Source organism: Allobosea sp. Root670, assembly GCF_001429415.1.
GTDB classification, from domain to species: Bacteria; Pseudomonadota; Alphaproteobacteria; order Rhizobiales; family Beijerinckiaceae; genus Allobosea; species Allobosea robiniae.
Window position 1 is genome coordinate 471,892 of record NZ_LMJU01000016.1, and the last position, 15,535, is coordinate 487,426.

The 15,535-nt window shown below is 61.0% G+C and carries 22 protein-coding genes and 1 tRNA gene; 9 read left to right on the forward strand and 14 right to left on the reverse strand.

The features are described from left to right. Nucleotides 1-83: 83 nt before the first annotated feature. The 4 genes from ASE61_RS17570 to ASE61_RS17585 are packed head-to-tail and all read right to left on the reverse strand — an operon-like array spanning nt 84 to nt 3,542. Nucleotides 84-917, reverse strand: a complete 834-nt coding sequence (locus ASE61_RS17570) for a metal ABC transporter permease (RefSeq protein WP_061969024.1) — start codon at nt 915-917, stop codon at nt 84-86. After that, nucleotides 917-1,774: a metal ABC transporter permease gene (locus ASE61_RS17575; protein ID WP_061969025.1), complete on the reverse strand. Its 858-nt coding sequence runs from the start codon at nt 1,772-1,774 to the stop codon at nt 917-919. The genes ASE61_RS17570 and ASE61_RS17575 overlap by 1 nt, the downstream gene beginning before the upstream one ends. Continuing rightward, nucleotides 1,771-2,676, reverse strand: a complete 906-nt coding sequence (locus ASE61_RS17580; RefSeq protein WP_061969027.1) for a manganese/iron ABC transporter ATP-binding protein — start codon at nt 2,674-2,676, stop codon at nt 1,771-1,773. Before ASE61_RS17580 ends, ASE61_RS17575 begins: the two co-directional genes overlap by 4 nt. Further along, nucleotides 2,673-3,542 (reverse strand): metal ABC transporter substrate-binding protein, encoded by an 870-nt coding sequence (locus ASE61_RS17585; RefSeq protein ID WP_244492906.1) that lies wholly within the window; start codon nt 3,540-3,542, stop codon nt 2,673-2,675. Before ASE61_RS17585 ends, ASE61_RS17580 begins: the two co-directional genes overlap by 4 nt. A 340-nt stretch (nt 3,543-3,882) precedes the next feature. On the opposite strand from ASE61_RS17585, the gene ASE61_RS17590 reads away from it, so the two are divergent. Then, nucleotides 3,883-3,959, forward strand: a tRNA-Arg gene (locus ASE61_RS17590). A gap of 120 nt (nt 3,960-4,079) precedes the next feature. Here ASE61_RS17590 and ASE61_RS17595 read toward each other — a convergent pair. Continuing rightward, on the reverse strand, nt 4,080-4,538 hold the full coding sequence (locus ASE61_RS17595) for a DUF669 domain-containing protein (protein ID WP_061969031.1): 459 nt from the start codon (nt 4,536-4,538) through the stop codon (nt 4,080-4,082). Nucleotides 4,539-4,633: 95 nt separating this feature from the next. On the opposite strand from ASE61_RS17595, the gene ASE61_RS27505 reads away from it, so the two are divergent. From ASE61_RS27505 to ASE61_RS17615, 3 genes are all read left to right on the forward strand, one after another. Next, nucleotides 4,634-5,077 carry a helix-turn-helix domain-containing protein gene (locus ASE61_RS27505; protein WP_082617541.1) on the forward strand — a complete coding sequence of 148 codons (444 nt, stop codon included), beginning with the start codon at nt 4,634-4,636 and terminating at the stop codon, nt 5,075-5,077. Nucleotides 5,078-5,549: 472 nt separating this feature from the next. Beyond that, the gene (locus ASE61_RS17610) at nt 5,550-5,855 is read left to right on the forward strand and encodes a helix-turn-helix domain-containing protein (protein ID WP_061969035.1); all 306 of its coding nucleotides are present in this window, start codon (nt 5,550-5,552) and stop codon (nt 5,853-5,855) included. 134 nt (nt 5,856-5,989) lie between these two features. Then, a complete protein-coding gene (locus ASE61_RS17615; protein ID WP_139163570.1) occupies nt 5,990-6,178 on the forward strand; it encodes a hypothetical protein in 189 nt (62 codons plus the stop codon). Between the two features lie 354 nt (nt 6,179-6,532). On the opposite strand, the gene ASE61_RS17620 is transcribed toward ASE61_RS17615, so the two are convergent. From ASE61_RS17620 to ASE61_RS26575, 4 genes are read right to left on the reverse strand one after another with little or no spacing between them, the layout of a single operon-like run. After that, nucleotides 6,533-7,549 carry a PAS domain-containing protein gene (locus ASE61_RS17620; protein ID WP_082617510.1) on the reverse strand — a complete coding sequence of 339 codons (1,017 nt, stop codon included), beginning with the start codon at nt 7,547-7,549 and terminating at the stop codon, nt 6,533-6,535. Between the two features lie 18 nt (nt 7,550-7,567). Then, complete coding sequence (locus ASE61_RS17630; RefSeq protein WP_061969042.1) at nt 7,568-7,834, reverse strand: hypothetical protein; 267 nt, start codon at nt 7,832-7,834, stop codon at nt 7,568-7,570. Further along, complete coding sequence (locus ASE61_RS17635) at nt 7,831-9,900, reverse strand: ATP-dependent helicase (protein ID WP_061969044.1); 2,070 nt, start codon at nt 9,898-9,900, stop codon at nt 7,831-7,833. Before ASE61_RS17635 ends, ASE61_RS17630 begins: the two co-directional genes overlap by 4 nt. After that, the gene (locus ASE61_RS26575; protein ID WP_139163571.1) at nt 9,897-10,115 is read right to left on the reverse strand and encodes a hypothetical protein; all 219 of its coding nucleotides are present in this window, start codon (nt 10,113-10,115) and stop codon (nt 9,897-9,899) included. The genes ASE61_RS17635 and ASE61_RS26575 overlap by 4 nt, the downstream gene beginning before the upstream one ends. A 59-nt stretch (nt 10,116-10,174) precedes the next feature. Between ASE61_RS26575 and ASE61_RS17640 the strand changes: the two genes are divergently transcribed. Beyond that, complete coding sequence (locus ASE61_RS17640) at nt 10,175-10,429, forward strand: hypothetical protein (protein WP_061969046.1); 255 nt, start codon at nt 10,175-10,177, stop codon at nt 10,427-10,429. A 447-nt stretch (nt 10,430-10,876) separates the two neighbouring features. Continuing rightward, nucleotides 10,877-11,071 (forward strand): hypothetical protein, encoded by a 195-nt coding sequence (locus tag ASE61_RS17645; RefSeq protein ID WP_061969048.1) that lies wholly within the window; start codon nt 10,877-10,879, stop codon nt 11,069-11,071. Nucleotides 11,072-11,761: 690 nt separating this feature from the next. Here ASE61_RS17645 and ASE61_RS17650 read toward each other — a convergent pair. Beyond that, a complete protein-coding gene (locus tag ASE61_RS17650) occupies nt 11,762-12,097 on the reverse strand; it encodes a DUF6894 family protein (RefSeq protein WP_061969050.1) in 336 nt (111 codons plus the stop codon). Nucleotides 12,098-12,230: 133 nt separating this feature from the next. Further along, nucleotides 12,231-12,452: a hypothetical protein gene (locus ASE61_RS17655; RefSeq protein WP_061969052.1), complete on the reverse strand. Its 222-nt coding sequence runs from the start codon at nt 12,450-12,452 to the stop codon at nt 12,231-12,233. Nucleotides 12,453-12,599: 147 nt separating this feature from the next. On the opposite strand from ASE61_RS17655, the gene ASE61_RS17660 reads away from it, so the two are divergent. Then, entirely contained in the window at nt 12,600-12,833 is a 234-nt protein-coding gene (locus ASE61_RS17660; RefSeq protein WP_061969054.1) for a hypothetical protein, read from the forward strand. A 3-nt stretch (nt 12,834-12,836) separates the two neighbouring features. Here the strand turns inward: ASE61_RS17660 and ASE61_RS17665 are convergent, their stop codons facing one another. Then, nucleotides 12,837-13,103, reverse strand: a complete 267-nt coding sequence (locus ASE61_RS17665; protein WP_082617511.1) for a PilZ domain-containing protein — start codon at nt 13,101-13,103, stop codon at nt 12,837-12,839. Nucleotides 13,104-13,461: 358 nt separating this feature from the next. Here ASE61_RS17665 and ASE61_RS17670 point away from each other — a divergent pair, with 358 nt between their 5' ends. After that, nucleotides 13,462-13,671 (forward strand): cold-shock protein, encoded by a 210-nt coding sequence (locus tag ASE61_RS17670; protein WP_061969057.1) that lies wholly within the window; start codon nt 13,462-13,464, stop codon nt 13,669-13,671. Nucleotides 13,672-13,788: 117 nt separating this feature from the next. Next, complete coding sequence (locus tag ASE61_RS17675; protein WP_142114547.1) at nt 13,789-14,022, forward strand: hypothetical protein; 234 nt, start codon at nt 13,789-13,791, stop codon at nt 14,020-14,022. 991 nt (nt 14,023-15,013) lie between these two features. On the opposite strand, the gene ASE61_RS17680 is transcribed toward ASE61_RS17675, so the two are convergent. After that, a complete protein-coding gene (locus ASE61_RS17680) occupies nt 15,014-15,295 on the reverse strand; it encodes a hypothetical protein (RefSeq protein ID WP_091858736.1) in 282 nt (93 codons plus the stop codon). After that, entirely contained in the window at nt 15,295-15,465 is a 171-nt protein-coding gene (locus ASE61_RS26580; protein ID WP_156407139.1) for a hypothetical protein, read from the reverse strand. The genes ASE61_RS17680 and ASE61_RS26580 overlap by 1 nt, the downstream gene beginning before the upstream one ends. Between the last annotated feature and the right edge of the window lie 70 nt (nt 15,466-15,535).

Sequence of the window (15,535 nt, forward strand, 5' to 3'; positions counted from 1 at the left end):
TTTTGGGCCGCGATTGGCAGGGCAGCCTAGGCGCGGCCTTCCAGCGCAGCACGGCCCTCGCGCTCCTTTTGCAGGCTATGCACCTATACCGGTGCCTCGGTGGCTCTCCTGCTCGTATGGAAAAGCGCGAGAACGAAGACGAGCGACAACAGCAGCACGATCGTCGGTGCCGGCGCGCTGTCGAGGAAAAACGAGAGATAGACACCCAACACGGAACCGGTCACCGCGATGATGACCGATATCAGCAGCATCGTGCTGAAGCGGCGGGTCAGCAGGAACGCGATGGCACCGGGCGCGATCAGCATGGCAATGGCGAGGATGATGCCCACCGCCTGCAGCGCGCCGACGATCGCCAGCGAGATCAGCCCGAGCAGGCCGTAATGCAACAGCTTCACCCGTAGCCCGATCGCCTGGGCCTGGGCCGGGTCGAAGGCGTGCAGCAGGAAATCCTTCCATTTGACGGCGATCACCGCCGCGGTGAACGTGGCGATCGCCGCAGCCCCGGCAATGTCCGCCCCGGAGACGCCGAGCATGTCCCCGAAGAGGATGTGGTCGAGATGCACGTCGGACTGGATCTTGACGTAGAGCACGAGGCCGAGCCCGAACATGCCCGAGAAGACCACGCCCATCACCGTGTCCTGCTTGATCCGGCTGTTCTCCTTGAGGAAGCCGGTCGCGGTGGCGCAAATCATACCGGCGACGAAGGCGCCGATCGCATAGGGAAAGCCGAGGATATAGGCGAGGACCACGCCCGGAAACACGGCATGGCTGATCGCGTCGCCCATCAACGACCAGCCCTTCAGCACGAGGAAGCAGGACAGGAGCGCCATCGGCACCGCGACGATCGCGGATATCACCAGCGCGTTGACCATGAAGTCGAACCGGAAGGGCGACAACAGCATATCGATGAGAGCCATCACCCGGCCTCCAGCTCGCAGGCGGCGCGGCGGCGGGCCGCCAGCAGGCCATGCTTGGGCGCAAGGAAGAAGGCGACAAGAAAGATCGTGGTCTGCAGCACGACGATGACGCCGCCGGTCGCGCCGTCGAGAAAATAGCTGATATAGGCGCCGGTGAAGCTCGTCAGCGCGCCGATCGCCACTGCGATCACCAGGAGCCGCGGGAAGCGGTCTGTCAGCAGATAGGCGGTGGCGCCGGGCGTGACCACCATGCAGATGACGAGGAAGGCGCCCACCGTCTGCAGGGCCGCCACCGTCGAGGCCGAGAGCAGGGTGAAGAACATCAGCTTCAGCGCCGTCGGATTGAGGCCGATCGAGCGTGCATGGCTCTCGTCGAAGAAGGTCACCATCAGGTCCTTCCATTTGACAAGCAGGATGGCGAGCGAGACGAAGCCGATGGCCGCGAGCTGGATCGTGTCGGCCGGCGTGATGGCGAGCACGTTGCCGAGCACGATGGTCTGGATGTTCACCGAGGTCGGCGACAGCGAGACCATGAACAGGCCGAGCCCGAAGAAACTGGAGAAGATCAGGCCGATGATGGCATCTTCCTTCAGCCTTGTCCGCTGGTTCAGGAAAAGCATCGCGCCGGCCGCGAGCCCGCCGGAGAAGAAGGCGCCGACCGAAAAGGGCAGCCCCAGCATGTAGGCGCCGGCAACGCCCGGCACGATCGCATGCGAGAGCGCATCGCCGATCAGCGACCAGCCCTTCAGCATCAGATAGCAGGACAGGAAGGCGCAGACGCCACCGACGAGGGCCGAGACCCACATCGCATTGCGCATGTAGCCATAGGCGAAGGGTTCGAGCAGAACGGCGATCATTGCCGCTCACCCTGCGGCGTTTCGGCCTCCCGGCTGGATGCCTTGCCCTCACGCAGGATCAGCGGCCGCTCGTCATCGGTGAAGACGCCGACCGGCGCCTGCCCGCTGCGGCCGGGCTCGTTCAGCACAAAATGACGCAGGACGCCGCCGAAGGCGCGCTGCAGGTTTTCCTGCGTGAAGGTCTCCGCCGTCGGGCCATGGGCCAGCACCGTCCCCTTGATCAGGATGGTGCGGTCGCAGAATTCCGGAACGGAGCCGAGGTTATGCGTCGAGACGAGCATGACCCGGCCCTCGGCCCTGAGCTCCCGCAGCAGGGCGATGATCTGGTCCTCGGTCTTGACGTCGACCCCGGTGAAGGGCTCGTCGAGCAGGATGACCCGGCTGTCCTGGGCCAGGGCACGTGCCAGGAAGACGCGCTTCTTCTGTCCGCCCGAGAGCTCCCCGATCTGACGCTTGCGAAAGGCGCTCATGTCGACGCGCTCAAGCGCGGCGGCGACAGCCTCGTGATCGGCCGCCTTGGCGATGCGCATCATGCCCATATGGCCGTAACGGCCCATCATCACGACGTCCTCGACCAGGACCGGGAAGGTCCAGTCGACCTCCTCTGCCTGCGGCACATAGGCGATGAGGTTGCGGCGCAGCGCCTCGCGCACCGCCATGCCGAGGATGCGGATGTCGCCCTTCGCAAGGTGCACGAAACCCATGATCGCCTTGAACAGCGTCGACTTGCCGGAGCCGTTGACGCCGACCAGTGCCGCGATCGTGCCGGTGGGGATGCGGAAGCTCGCATCCCGAAGCGCCGTATGGCCGTTGCGATAGGTGACTGTCGCATCGGTCACCGCAATCCCTGAGCCCTCCTCGGCAGCGGGCGGAAGCGAGCGACCGGCGACGGGAGCGTTCACCGCGTCAGCCCCTTCGCGATCGTGTCCGCGGTAACCTTGAGCAGGTCGATATAGGTCGGAACCGGGCCGTCCGCCTCGCTCAGAGAATCCACGTAGAGCACGCCACCATAGCTTGCGCCGGTCTCACGCGCGACCTGCTGGGCCGGCTTCTCGGAGATCGTGCTCTCGGAGAAGACCACAGTGATCTTGTTCTTCCGCACGGCGTCGATGACCTTCCGGACCTGCTGCGGCGTGCCCTGCTGGTCGGCATTGATGGGCCAGAGATAGAGTTCCTTCAATCCGAAATCGCGCGCCAGATAGGAGAACGCCCCTTCGCTGGAGACGAGCCAGCGCTTCTCTGCGGGAACGGCGGCAAGCTCGGCCTTGATCGGGTCGACGGCGGCCTTGATCCGGACCTTGTAGGCCTCGGCATTGGCCTTGTAGGCCTCGGCATTCTTCGGATCGTGCCTGGCGAAGGCGTCGCGGATATTGTCGACATAGATCAGCGCCGCCGCCGGCGACATCCAGGCATGCGGGTTCGGCTTGCCCTTGTAGGGGCCTTCGCTGATCCCCATCGGCTCGACGCCCTGCGAGACGACCACGCTGGGAACGTTCCTGAGGTTGCGGAAGAACTTCTCGAACCACAGTTCGAGATTGAGGCCGTTCCAGAGGATAAGCTGCGCGCCCTGTGCACGCTGGATGTCGCCTGGCGTCGGCTGGTAGTTATGGATCTCGGCGCCAGGCTTGGTGATCGACTCGACCACGGCCACGTCGCCGGCGACGTTGCGCGCGATATCGGCGATCACCGTGAAGGTCGTGACGGCCTTGAACTTCTCCTGCGCCGCGGCGGGCACGACACTGCATGCGACGAAAAACGCGGCGCCCATCAAACCGATGAGAGCTGATCTGCGCGAGCCAACGGCCATCGAGGCATCCTTATTGATAATGAATTGCAACAAATCCCTTCTAACTTGAAGCCCGTGCATTTTGCAAGTGCGAGTTATTAGCAATTACAGGATCGGCGGCCATGCCCGCGCGAGAGACCCCGCTGAACCACACATCAGAGCGCTGTCGCGGGCAGCTGACGTGTCCATCGAGGCCCCAGCCGCACTCGCGGCGCGCCCGGCACGATGCGAACGTGTGACCTTTGCCTTCGGAGAACTGCGCGCCATCCAAAATCCCGCATTGCCGAAGCGACGGGGATCGGCTATCCAGCCTGCACGGTTAGCGCCCGTAGCTCAGCTGGATAGAGCGTTGCCCTCCGAAGGCAAAGGTCACACGTTCGAATCGTGTCGGGCGCGCCATTAAAATCAAATAGTTAGCATTGGCTACACCCGCCAGATCATTCGGGGAGTCGCCACCGAGTCGCCACGGTGGACGGAAACGTTAGGCATCGTGCGGTGACACGTGGCGCACCGCCTACCTCATGCAGCCTTGCGCCAGTCGGTGCATTCGACCTTGGTCCGCGGCTGCGGCGCAGGTGCCTCGTCATCAAACAGGTACTGCTTGATGACGTTTTCCAGCTCGCCGGTGTCCTTGCGGGCCTTGATGCCGATCTTCACGCCGAACTTGATAAAGTGGAGCTGCTCAGAATCGTCGGGCGCGAGCACGCCAATCGCCCGACGCAGGCCCGCAAAGTCGCGCTGGCCGATCTCCTGCGCCTGCGGGTTATCGTTTTCGAGGTTGTAGTTGATGTAGAACGGGCGCTGATCGTAATCGCCGCCGACAATCTGAGCTTTGCAGGCCAGCAGCATGCCGGTTCCCTTGGACGTCGCCTTATACTCGCTCTCGACAATCTCCAGCGTGTATTCCCCGGCAGGGAGGGGCGTAAAGCCCGCTGACGGCTCGGCGTCGGGATTGTAGTTGGATGCGATGTTGGCCATAGCGCTGCTCCTGTTTCGTGGTTTCCGTTAATGATAAACGTAAAACACGGAAAACATGACACGTCAACGGAATTCGTTTGTGGTACACGAATTCCATGAAACAGATTTCGATTGCCCAATGCCGCGCCGCACGCGGCCTCATGGATTGGTCTCAGGCGGAGCTAGCGTCTCACTCAAACCTGAGCGAGAGCACCATTCGCGATTTCGAGAAGAATCGGCGCATTCCCGGCCCAAACAATCTCGCTGCCATTCGCGCTGCCTTTGAAGCCGCCGGCGTCGAGTTCATCGACGATGAGCGTGGCGAGGGCGTGGTGAAGTTGCGCTTACCGGCCCGCCAAACGGCCACTGAGGCGGAGATGCAGGCCAGCGCCGACGATGTCAGATCACAAGCCGCGAGTGCCGTAGACGAGGCCTTGAGCGGCTCGGATGCGACCGCGCAGCAAAAGGCGGAGCGTCGGGGAGAGCTGACGGACGAGCCCGCCGTGGTTTGGCGCGCGCGGGGTAAGGGCCAGCCGAGAGCGCCGAGGGCCAAGGAGTGAGCGACGTGCGCGGCGAAGGCGTCGAGAAGCTGAGAAAATAATGTTTAACGTCAAAAGTCAGTATAGCGATTTATAATTAGGATTCGCTGCCGCGTCGGTTGACAACCATTACTCACCGCGCTCGTTCTCATACGAAAGAATGACAGACGATTCCTATGGACTCTCTGTCTGATTCGCGTAACGACTCTGCCTCCACTTGAGGCGAGCGCATGTCACCAAACGAAGCACTCAGACCTGTCTTCGTAACGCGGAAGACGGCCGCCAAGCTGATGGAAATCAGTGCAGATACGTTTGACCTGTGGCTCCAACAGGGCTTCGTGCCGCGGGCGCACATCAACCGCGGCCAGATCATGCGATGGCACTGGCCCAGCGTTGAGCAGAAATTGGCGCCGCCCCTGGAAATGGAAAAGCCGGCCTGGGTGATGCCAGAGGGACCTTACGTGCGGCCACCCCGCGGGAGAAGGCCGAAGCCATGACCGGCCCGCTTGGCACGATCTACAGCCTGCAGGAAGCCGCAGACCATCTGCGTATTTCCAAGCAAGCTCTAGCCCGGGCTGCGAGGCGATACGGCATCGGCTCGATGTTCGGTCGCCATCATCGGTTCACAGATGACGACCTTAAGGCCATCCTCGAGGCCATGAAGATCCGCGGAGAAGAGGCCAATCCGGTCGCGGTCCGGGCGGCGTACCAGAGCCTCAAAAAGATGGCGCAGGCAAAACGAGACGAGAAGGTTCGGCAGCGGGCCGCAGCTAGGGGAGGAAACAATGGAAAGCGCTGAGTTGGTGAAAGTCTCGCCGATGCAGGTCCGAGTCGCGACGGTTCAGGTTGGGTGGATGACGGGGACTTCGCGATAAGCCGAGGGAACAGTCAGTTCGGCAGACCGTTCATCGAAGGGGGCAAATGGAGGCTCTCATGCGCGACGGTCAAGGCAACAAGCTATCCCCGGAAGAGCAGCAAAAGGTGCGCTCGATCCAAGGTGCTCCCGACAAGAACTCGGTCAGCGGCATTTCCATAGATCCCAATGCGGGCAAGGATACCGGTGAGGCCGACAAGCCTTTGGTACCGCCCAGCGAGAAGCCGGCTGCGGGCCCAGGCGAATAGGCTCAGAGCAGCGAAACCTGCGTCAGCGCCGAGCATGAACGGCAAGGCCTTGGGATTGCTGAAACGTATCGCGGGAGAGGGCGCTTCATCGCCTCCCAACGATGCGCGCCCTCTCCCCTCGCATCGAGTTCCATGTCACGCTGGCCCATTCCGAAGCGAGAGGTCAGGCATTATGGGATTGCGGCCCTCCAGCGGATTACGGACGGATTAAAGGGGCGTCAGGCGCGCGATGAAAGCTCCCTACCCGTCGTTCTTCGCCCGCTGGTAGCTGCTGATCCCGATGGCGGCGGGAGCCGTCATTTGGTGGGCGGTTTTCTTCGGTTAGGCGCGGAGGCTTTGGGCGGCTGTGTTCGGCTAGACACCGATCTTGTCTGCAGACATTTCGATCTGGACAACCAGCCCCGCGGGATTCCAGTCAAACCGCATAAGAGCGCCGAGTTGCGCTTTGGCCGCACGATCCACGAGCAGGCTACCGAAGCCTTGCCTATGGGGTGACCCGACGACGGCTGGTCCACCGCGCTCCTCCCACACCAAGACGACGTGCTCGCCGGAACCCTTAACTTCTATCCGCACGTTCCCCGTCGGGATTGAAAGTGCGCCGTGCTTGACGGCATTCGTCGCAAGCTCGTGAATGATAAGGGCAATGGATGTCGAACTGGAGCGTCCGATGCGAACCTTATCGCCGCCAACACTGATCCGAATGCTACCTTCGGCATTGTAGGGCGCAATCAGGCGGCCAATCAGATCGGGCAGATTGTCCGAAGACTCATCGCCGTTCTTATCCAGGACGATGCCGTGGGCCCTGTGCAGCGCGGTCAACCGGCCGATGATTTCATCTGCAAATTTTGCAGCTGCAGGCTCCGCGCGAGCGCCCATCGAAATGAGGCTGCTGACCACGCTAAAAATGTTGCCAATGCGGTGCTGCAGTTCGCGGGCGATCAACTCGCGCTGCTCTTCTGCCGTACGGCGTGCGGTAATGTCGATGTGGGCTCCAATGAGCTTGATCGGTTTCCCGAGATCATCACGTTGAATTTCAGCCTTGGCCAAGATCCATCGGGTCTCTCCGTCGGACGGTCGGATTATCCGATATTCGACCTCATAGTCGGTGTCGAAGCTATCAACGCTTTGTTGGAAATGGCTTACGACTCGATCGCGATCCTCGGGATGGATCCGCGCAACCCACGCCTCGTGACTTTCGTTCGCAGCATCTGCCGGCAATCCATGAACCGCCAGGTATTCCGGGGATCGCTGGTTGCGAAATGCGCCTTCTCTGAGATCGACTTCAAGGCCCCCGATTTGTCCGATGCGCTGCACGCGCGCGAGCTCGTCTTCGCGCGAGCGTAACTGCTTCAGTGCCTCGTTCAGCGGCAACGGAGATTCCCCAAGTTTTCAGAGCAAAGATACTTGCTTCGGTAGCTCTGGTTCCGAGTCGTCGCCATCTTTTTTGACACACCGAGCCACGATATCGAGCGCGCCATCAGCAAGCGGCCGTTGCAGCGCCCTCGCCTCTTCCCACGGCGCCGTCATCCAGGTCTCGCATTCCTCCGGCGTCGTTAGGATGACGGGCAAGCCCGCTCGAACGGCCTTTCGGAACACCGGGAGCATGAGCGGCATCCCGAAGGCGATTGGATGAGCCTGCATAACGGAAAGGTTCATCGCCACATCCCGCGCATCTTCGCCCTAACGTCGACCTTTGGACCTCCAGAGGGCGCTCGCGTGTCTTCGGAAGCACAGATCGGCCAGGCCGACCGCTCGAACTGTCCGAGAAGCGCGTTCGGGATGAAGCGGGTGCGATTGGCATACACATGCCGGTCGCCGGTCGCGGACTGCCCATGCGTAAAGAAGCGCTGCGGCACGACGAGATGCAGGTCGTCCTTGGCCCGTGTCATCGCGACATACAGCAGGCGCCGCTCCTCCTCGATCTCGTCCCTGGCGCCGGCGCCAAGGTCGATCGGAATGCAGCCGTCGACCGTGTTCATGACGAAGACTGACTTCCATTCCTGCCCCTTGGCTGAATGGATCGTCGACAAGATCAGATAGTCCTCATCGAGATGCGGCACGCCGGCTTGGTCACTGGTTGTGTCGGGCGGATCCAGCGTCAGTTCGGTCAGGAAGCGCTCTCGCGATGGGTAGCCGCTGGCGATCTGCTCCAGTTGCACGAGATCGGCTTGCCTCGTGCTGGCATCCTCGTGGATGCGCTCCAGGTGAGGTTCATACCATCGGCGGGCACGCTCGATCTCGGCTGGCCAACCGGCAGAGCCGGCGCGCAACTCCCCGATCGCGGTTACGAACGCGCCCCAGTCTTCGCCGGATCGAGGTGGAGCCGGGGCGCTATCGAGGGATTCGATCGGCGCCGACGCCTGCGCCATATGCTCAAGGACGCGCTGCGCCGATGTCGGCCCAACACCGGGCAGGAGCTGCAGCACCCGAAAGCCAGCCACTTTGTCACGCGGGTTCTCGACGAAGCGCAGGAGCGCCAGCAGATCCTTGATATGAGCGCTGTCGAGGAACTTCAGACCGCCGAATTTGACGAACGGGATATTCCGGCGCGTGAGCTCGATTTCGAGCGGGCCGCTGTGATGGGAGGCTCGAAACAGCACCGCCTGCTGTTTCAGCGTCGAGCCGCCCTCGCGGTTCTCCAGTACCTTCTCCGCGATGAAACGCGCCTGATCAGCCTCATCTCGAACATGAACGAGCTGCGGCTGTGATCCGGCTGCACGATCGGTCCAGAGGTTCTTGGTGAAGCGCTCCGCTGCCAGATCGATCACCGCATTCGCTGCCGAGAGGATCGCGCTGGTCGAGCGGTAGTTCTGGTCGAGCGTGATGATTTCGGCCGGCGGCACGAAAGCGGACGGAAAGTCGAGGATGTTGCGGACGGTCGCCGCGCGGAACGAATAGATCGACTGAGCATCGTCGCCCACGACCGTCAGACCGCGGCCATCGGGTTTGAGCGCGAGCAGGATTGAGGATTGGAGACGGTTGGTATCCTGGTACTCGTCGACCATGACATGATCGAAGCGCGCGCCGATATCAGCCGCGATGTCGGGATCAGTCATCGCCTGCGCCCAGTAGAGCAGTAAATCATCATAATCGAGGACGTTCTGTTGCTGCTTCGCGTCGACATAGGCGGCGAACAGGTCCTTCAGCTCGGCCGCCCAGGCAACACACCACGGGTAGGACTGCCCAAGAACCTCCTCGATCGGCCGCTCGGCATTCACGCAGCGCGAATAAATCGCCAGACAGGTGCCTTTCGTCGGAAACCGTGTCTCCGTCTTGGAGAAGCCGAGTTCGTGGCGGACCAGGTTCATCTGGTCGGCGGAGTCTTCCCGATCATGGATCGTGAACGCGGGATCAAGACCAAGCTGATCGGCACAATCGCGCAGGAGCCGCGCTCCGATACCATGAAATGTGCCGGCCCAACTGAGGGCGTCGGTCAGGACGCCAGCGCCCTCCCCGAGGACTTTGCGGGTGATCCGCTCAACGCGCTTCGCCATTTCGCCGGCTGCCCGGCGAGAGAAAGTCATTAGCAGGATCCGCCGCGGATCGGCGCCGCTGACCATGAGATGAGCGACACGATGCGCTAACGTGTTGGTTTTGCCGGAGCCTGCCCCGGCAATCACAAGCAGGGGGGATGCCGTCACGGCGCCGACACCATGGGTCACCGCGCGCCGCTGTGCCGAATTGAGAGCGTCGAGATAGCCGATTGGGGAGACGGCATTCATGCCTTCGGCTCCCGTACCGGCCGCGCTCCCTGCGAGAACACCCCTCGAAGGAACCCGCGGGAGACCGAGCGATCAGCATCTGCCAACAGGACATTGAAATCGTGCAAAACGGCACGTAGCGCGGCGCGCTCGCTTCCATGCTCAGCTACGAGATCATTGATCTCCCATTCGATTTCGTTCGCCTCGTCGGAATCTTCTATTGGTTCGGCTGACATGGCTTGCGTCCTCGGGCACGAGAACATTATGAGAACAAACCAACCCGAGGAGTCAAGCCATGGCCAGCGTCGACACGTTCTTCCTCCAGCCCTTCAAGACGCACCGGAAGCGTCTGGTGCCTGGCCTGCGGGTGCTCGCGAAGACGAAGCATCATGCTCTGAATGAAGGCGAGCGCCTCGGCCGAACCGCCGAAGGCGTGGCGGTTATCCACGTGACCGCAGATGACGAAACTGGCGAAGTCAGCGCGCTCGACGTCCTGGCGCGCCATGGCGCGATCCCCGAGGAGTTCGAGGAGCAGATCAGGGCGTTGTGAAGCATGAGAGCAAGGGGTCAACCGAGCGACACGCAGATCAACCGCGACTTTCCGCATCAGGTAGCGGTCCCACTCTTTGAAGGGCGCGGCCTCGGCTACTTCAATTCGTCGGGACCTCTGTCGAGCCTCTGCCCGCGTCGCTTTAAAGTTGGCGATGGGGCGCGAAGCTATGAGGCCTACTGCTTCGGCGATCGGGATCAGGCGGAGCAATTTCGCGAGGCAATCAAGGGCGAGGATTTCGATCCCCGCGATCGCGTCGGCGCGATATGGCACCGCGGCCGAGGTAAGCGGCGAGATGCCAGTCGCGCTCGAAAAGGATATTGGTAGCGAGCCCGCCTCAGAGATTCGCAGAGGCCTTTCCCACCCGACAATCCGCCGCACGTCTTCTCGATCCTCTCCAGCCGGGAGGTCTCGACCTGGTCGGAAGAGTGGAGGCACGAATGCGAGATGCGGCTCCTTGACGGCCTGCCGCTCCGCGAACGGAACGACGCGCTGGACGGCGTGAAGGATGGGCTGAAGGGTATGAAGGCGTTCCGGGCGATGCCTGTGTGGCTCAACTCCGGACGGAAATTGAAGATCGCGCTCGGCACTGCGTCGCCGCGCCGGGCCCTTGACCACTTCCGCCGGCAGGCCCAGCCCTAAAAACCCGACCCGCACACATCGAATGCTACTCCGCAACGCAACGCGAATCGGCGGCCGATGAAATCGCTCCGTGATTACGATCGAGCACCGGGCGAAATAAGCGAGGGTAAGAAATACCCGAGGTATGCGAATGCCGAAAGCACCGCGATCAGGATAAGCCACGCCCCGAGGCGACTTGGTATCGAGCGCGAGGTACTCGCCTGCACCAACAATCGCAGCACCCCGCGAATAGGCAAAAAACGCGAAGGAGCTAAAGAAGAAGCGTGGGCGCCGTCATCGCTCGCCACACGCCCGGCGCCGTCGGCAGATCGCTCGGTGTCCTGCTCATGCTGGTCCACTCGCGTCCACCATACCTTTTCGGTCGACCATCTCTTTGCGGTGGCCAGGAGCAAAACGGGATCGAGAGGGAATCGTTCCAAGGCTATATGGAGATCGATTGCTCGCTAGGATCGGACTTGGTTCTGAACAAAACCCCGCCGGGATCACCGACGGGGTTTGTGGGCCTCCGGCCCTTGCTCAGCCGAGAAGGCGAGCGCTACTGAATTTCCTAGCCTACCGGCCGATCGGTCGCTGCCGGTACATCCGCGGCTCGCGTCCAGATCGGCGGTAGAGAGTGGCGCGGCTTCACTGGCATGGGAGCCGCGCGGCAGCATAACAATGAAATCGCGGATAGGTTCCGGCGGCACAAACCTAGTTCGGCGTTTTATTGCGATCGGGATCGAGAGCCTTTGCCACCGCATCAACCGCGGCGTCAGCTTCAGCATCCAATTGGGCAGCCCTAGCGCGCCCTTCGTCAGCGGTTTCGCCGCGGAATTTGAGCGAGGCGTGATAAATTTTCTTGCCGGCAATGTCTTCAACATCGGCCGTCAGATCGACGGAGTTGCCGTTAGGTAAGACCTCATGCACCATATCGGCCAGCGCCTCCTGTGCCGCGTCCGTTGCGGCCTTGTCGTCGGCGAAATCTAGAGGATTGTCTCCCCGGTCGACCTTTTTCCCGTCATCGGTCGTGAAACGATATTTCGGCATGTCGCACTCCGTAGCCGTAAGGCCGAATGGCCTCCTGGCTGCCGAACGGGCGCGTCAGAGCTTGGTTCCGCGCCACGCGTCGAACCTCCTCCGATCTACCAGTAGCCAACAGCGCTCGTACGAGTCGTTCCGGTTAGGCTGCGACGTCGCGATCTAGGTGAAACATGACATTCTTCGCGAGATCTTCTTCATCGAGCGCCAGAGGTGCGAACCCAGCCACCATATAAGCAATGCGCTCGCGCTCTTTGTCTCGGTCGTGCTCTGGCACTGAGTCCTTGATAACGTTCCATACTGCTTCCAACGCGGCATATGCCCGAGCGAGATCCGCAGGATCGTTGAGAGACGAAAATGGCATTGCTCCTTCCTCCAAAGCCGTTTCGCAGAAGATGATTTAGGAGCAGCTATTCATCCTTCAAGAGATGAAAATTGGTTGCAAATAACCGGGAACGCCGTGGCCCGCCGACAGTTGAACCACCATCAATCTTTGGGGTGAGATTTCGCCATGGTTGCGTTGCAGGATCCCGTCGCCCCCCAGCCACCGCGCAATCGCCGCGAGCTCTATCGCGAGAAATGCCAGGACGAGGATGGCAATCGCTTCACCGTCATCGTCTGGCAGAACAAGCCCGGCCTATCGACCGTCTCCTACTCCCTCGCAGACGGCACACCGGTCCATTACGAGGACGAGTGCTACTTCGCGACGCCGACGAGGAAGATGCTGACCCGGTGCGAGGATTAACCGCTAATCCTCGAAAGCGATGCCTATCGAGGTTTCATCCCGCCATTTCACCAGAGCAGAGCGCTCCCGACGTAAGATATTGGCGACGACGCGCACGCGTCCCTCGATCTCGACACCCGCTGGTACACGGAGCATTGCCCCACCTGCTGATAGATCGCGGATGATGCAGCTGTAGACCGCGCCTTCATCCGTGACGAGCCTCGCCATCTCAACCATCCGATTGCGTTTTGATGTTCGGGGGAATTCAGCCATGCGGCGGCTATAGGACATCGATGCCAGAGGTGAAATGACCTAGCCTGGCCCCAGGCGGGGGGCAGAAGGCGGCCGAGATTGCTGAGGCACGCCTTCGCCAGTGAGATACCGCGCATGAAATCGGGATGATTTCTCAAAATAAAATGAAATCCTCGCTAGTGAAAACCACAATCTGTGCGCACAAAAATCGTCTGAAGCGCGCTTTGGTTGACATTTCAATTTATGAAATGTAAGCTACTTTATCGAGATTGCTTGGACGGTCGTTGTTATTTTCGCGCTTTGTCGCGGCTCTGATAAACTCCCCCTTTCGAAATCGTTCTGAACTCGCCGTACGTCTTGTCGGCGAGCGACAGGTGTAGCCAAAGGAGGGTTTCTCATGACCACCGGCACAGTTAAATGGTTCAATTCCACCAAGGGTTTCGGCTTCATCCAGCCCGATGACGGCAGCCAGGATGTGTTCGTACACATCTCCGCTGTCGAACGCGCTGGGATGCGGGACCTGCAGGAAGGCCAAAAGCTGGGATACGAAGTCGCTCGCGACAACAAATCTGGCAAGATGGCTGCAGAACAGCTCCAGACTGCGTGATCTGGCAATCGTCGCCGTTGACCACGGATGTACTGGCACCAGCGACTTTAGCCACTCGAAAGGCCGGGCACTTGCTCGGCCTTTTTGTTTTCAATTTAACTGCGAATGGAAATGGTAGTGTTCGAACTTTCAAAACAGCGCTTAACCGCCGACAATCAGTTCTTGAAGATTCAGACGCGGGCTCTCTCTCGCGCGAGGATTATGTCCGAAACGGAAAAGCTGACCCAGCAGCGCGAAGACAACATGCTCAAACTGCGCGGGCTCCGTCTGGCGAACGAGACCAGTGTTAAGCAGGCGGGGCTCGCAGCGCAGATCAAGACGAAATCGCGGAGGCGTCCGGGCTTCAAATAGCCCTAGATCTGCTGGGCGGCCGATGTATTCACCGGTCAGGAGGGTCCGAAGCGATAAAGGCGGCAACCACTCAAAAGACATAGACAAGCCATGTGGAAGGAGCAGGATCGGCGCTGCAGTTGTCTCCATCCGCTTTTTGGAAATGACCGCTGGCGGCGCGCATTGACGCCGCCTAGGCGGAGACCTGTCATGCATACCGGAAAAGGCTCTTTGGTCCTGCGCAATGGGCGCACTACGACGAGACCCGCGCAGGCCATCTTCTCTGCGATACATCCGCACTCGACCCGGCATTGCTGCAGGATCGGCTGCATGTCGTTTGCGATGACGGAACTGCTATCGTCGTTGCGGTGATGCACTCCAGTGATCGACATCTGGCGGTCACAGGGCGGGTTCTGGCGGCCGCGGCCTGATAAAGCTCTGCCATCATAAGTAGATGCGCGGAAGGCAGCGTAGCCATTGGATCGGCCCAGCGACGGCGAAGTGCCCATCACCGCGTCAGCGATCGAGCCAAGCCAAAATCAAACACTGCCCGGACCAAGGAAGCTCAAATGCAGCGTACCCCGAAAACTGGATAATTACGCGGTGGCTGCATCATACGCGCAAACGCATGCGTCCGGATCGATGCTGTGGGAACCGGGGTGCTATCCGATGAAGAAATGGGATTCGCCGGCCTGAGCGGCTTGACTAGGTCAGACGCTGTCTGGGCCAGGCTGTCCCCGTCCTGCCAGGTCAAGGGAAACATCAGCATCAATACGGGGGAAAGCATTTACCACGTCCCCGGCCAGCGCCGTTATCTGGAGACGAATATCAGTCCGCAACATGGCGAGCGCTGGTTCTGCACGGCGGCGGAAGCGGAAAGCGCCGGTTGGCGACCCGCGAGAAACTGAGGCGGTTGCGCTGAAGTCAAAGGCGCCAAAGCTTACTCGCCCACTAGGCGATGGCTGCCACGGCCATCATGCTCACGGCAACAATCAGCGCGTCATCCATCGGTTCACTCCTGCGGCTCGGCGATGTAGAAGCCGAATGCTGAAGCGCAGGTCAGAACGACGCCGATCTCTAGCAAGCCCATTGTAGCCTCCAACCTGACGATGGAAGAGCAACCGCCCGGAACTGGCCATTGTTCCGCCGCGGGTCGGGCGAACATCGCATTCAGCAAAGAGGAAGAGATCGGCTGGCGAACGCCTCGATCGGAAGCCGCCGGTACATCCGCCACGAGCTCCGATCGAAGGCGGAAGAAGCGAACCGGCACCGAATCCCCGCCGCTCATCGGCATCAAATGCACCTTGACGGGCGGTAGCCCAATGCCCGTGCTTGCTTGCGGCGCTCTTTGCGTGCCAGCGAGTTCAGGTGCTCCCACTGGCGGAGCGATGCCCATAATTTCAAGTCATAGGTTGGGGGCTGCACCAACTGGCTTTCGTTCGTGGCCGGATTGATCTCGCTCAAGCCGCCCTCGTTATCGTCGGTGCATCATTCGATGCCGGACCCTAGGCCCTCGTGGTGCGACGAGCCCTGT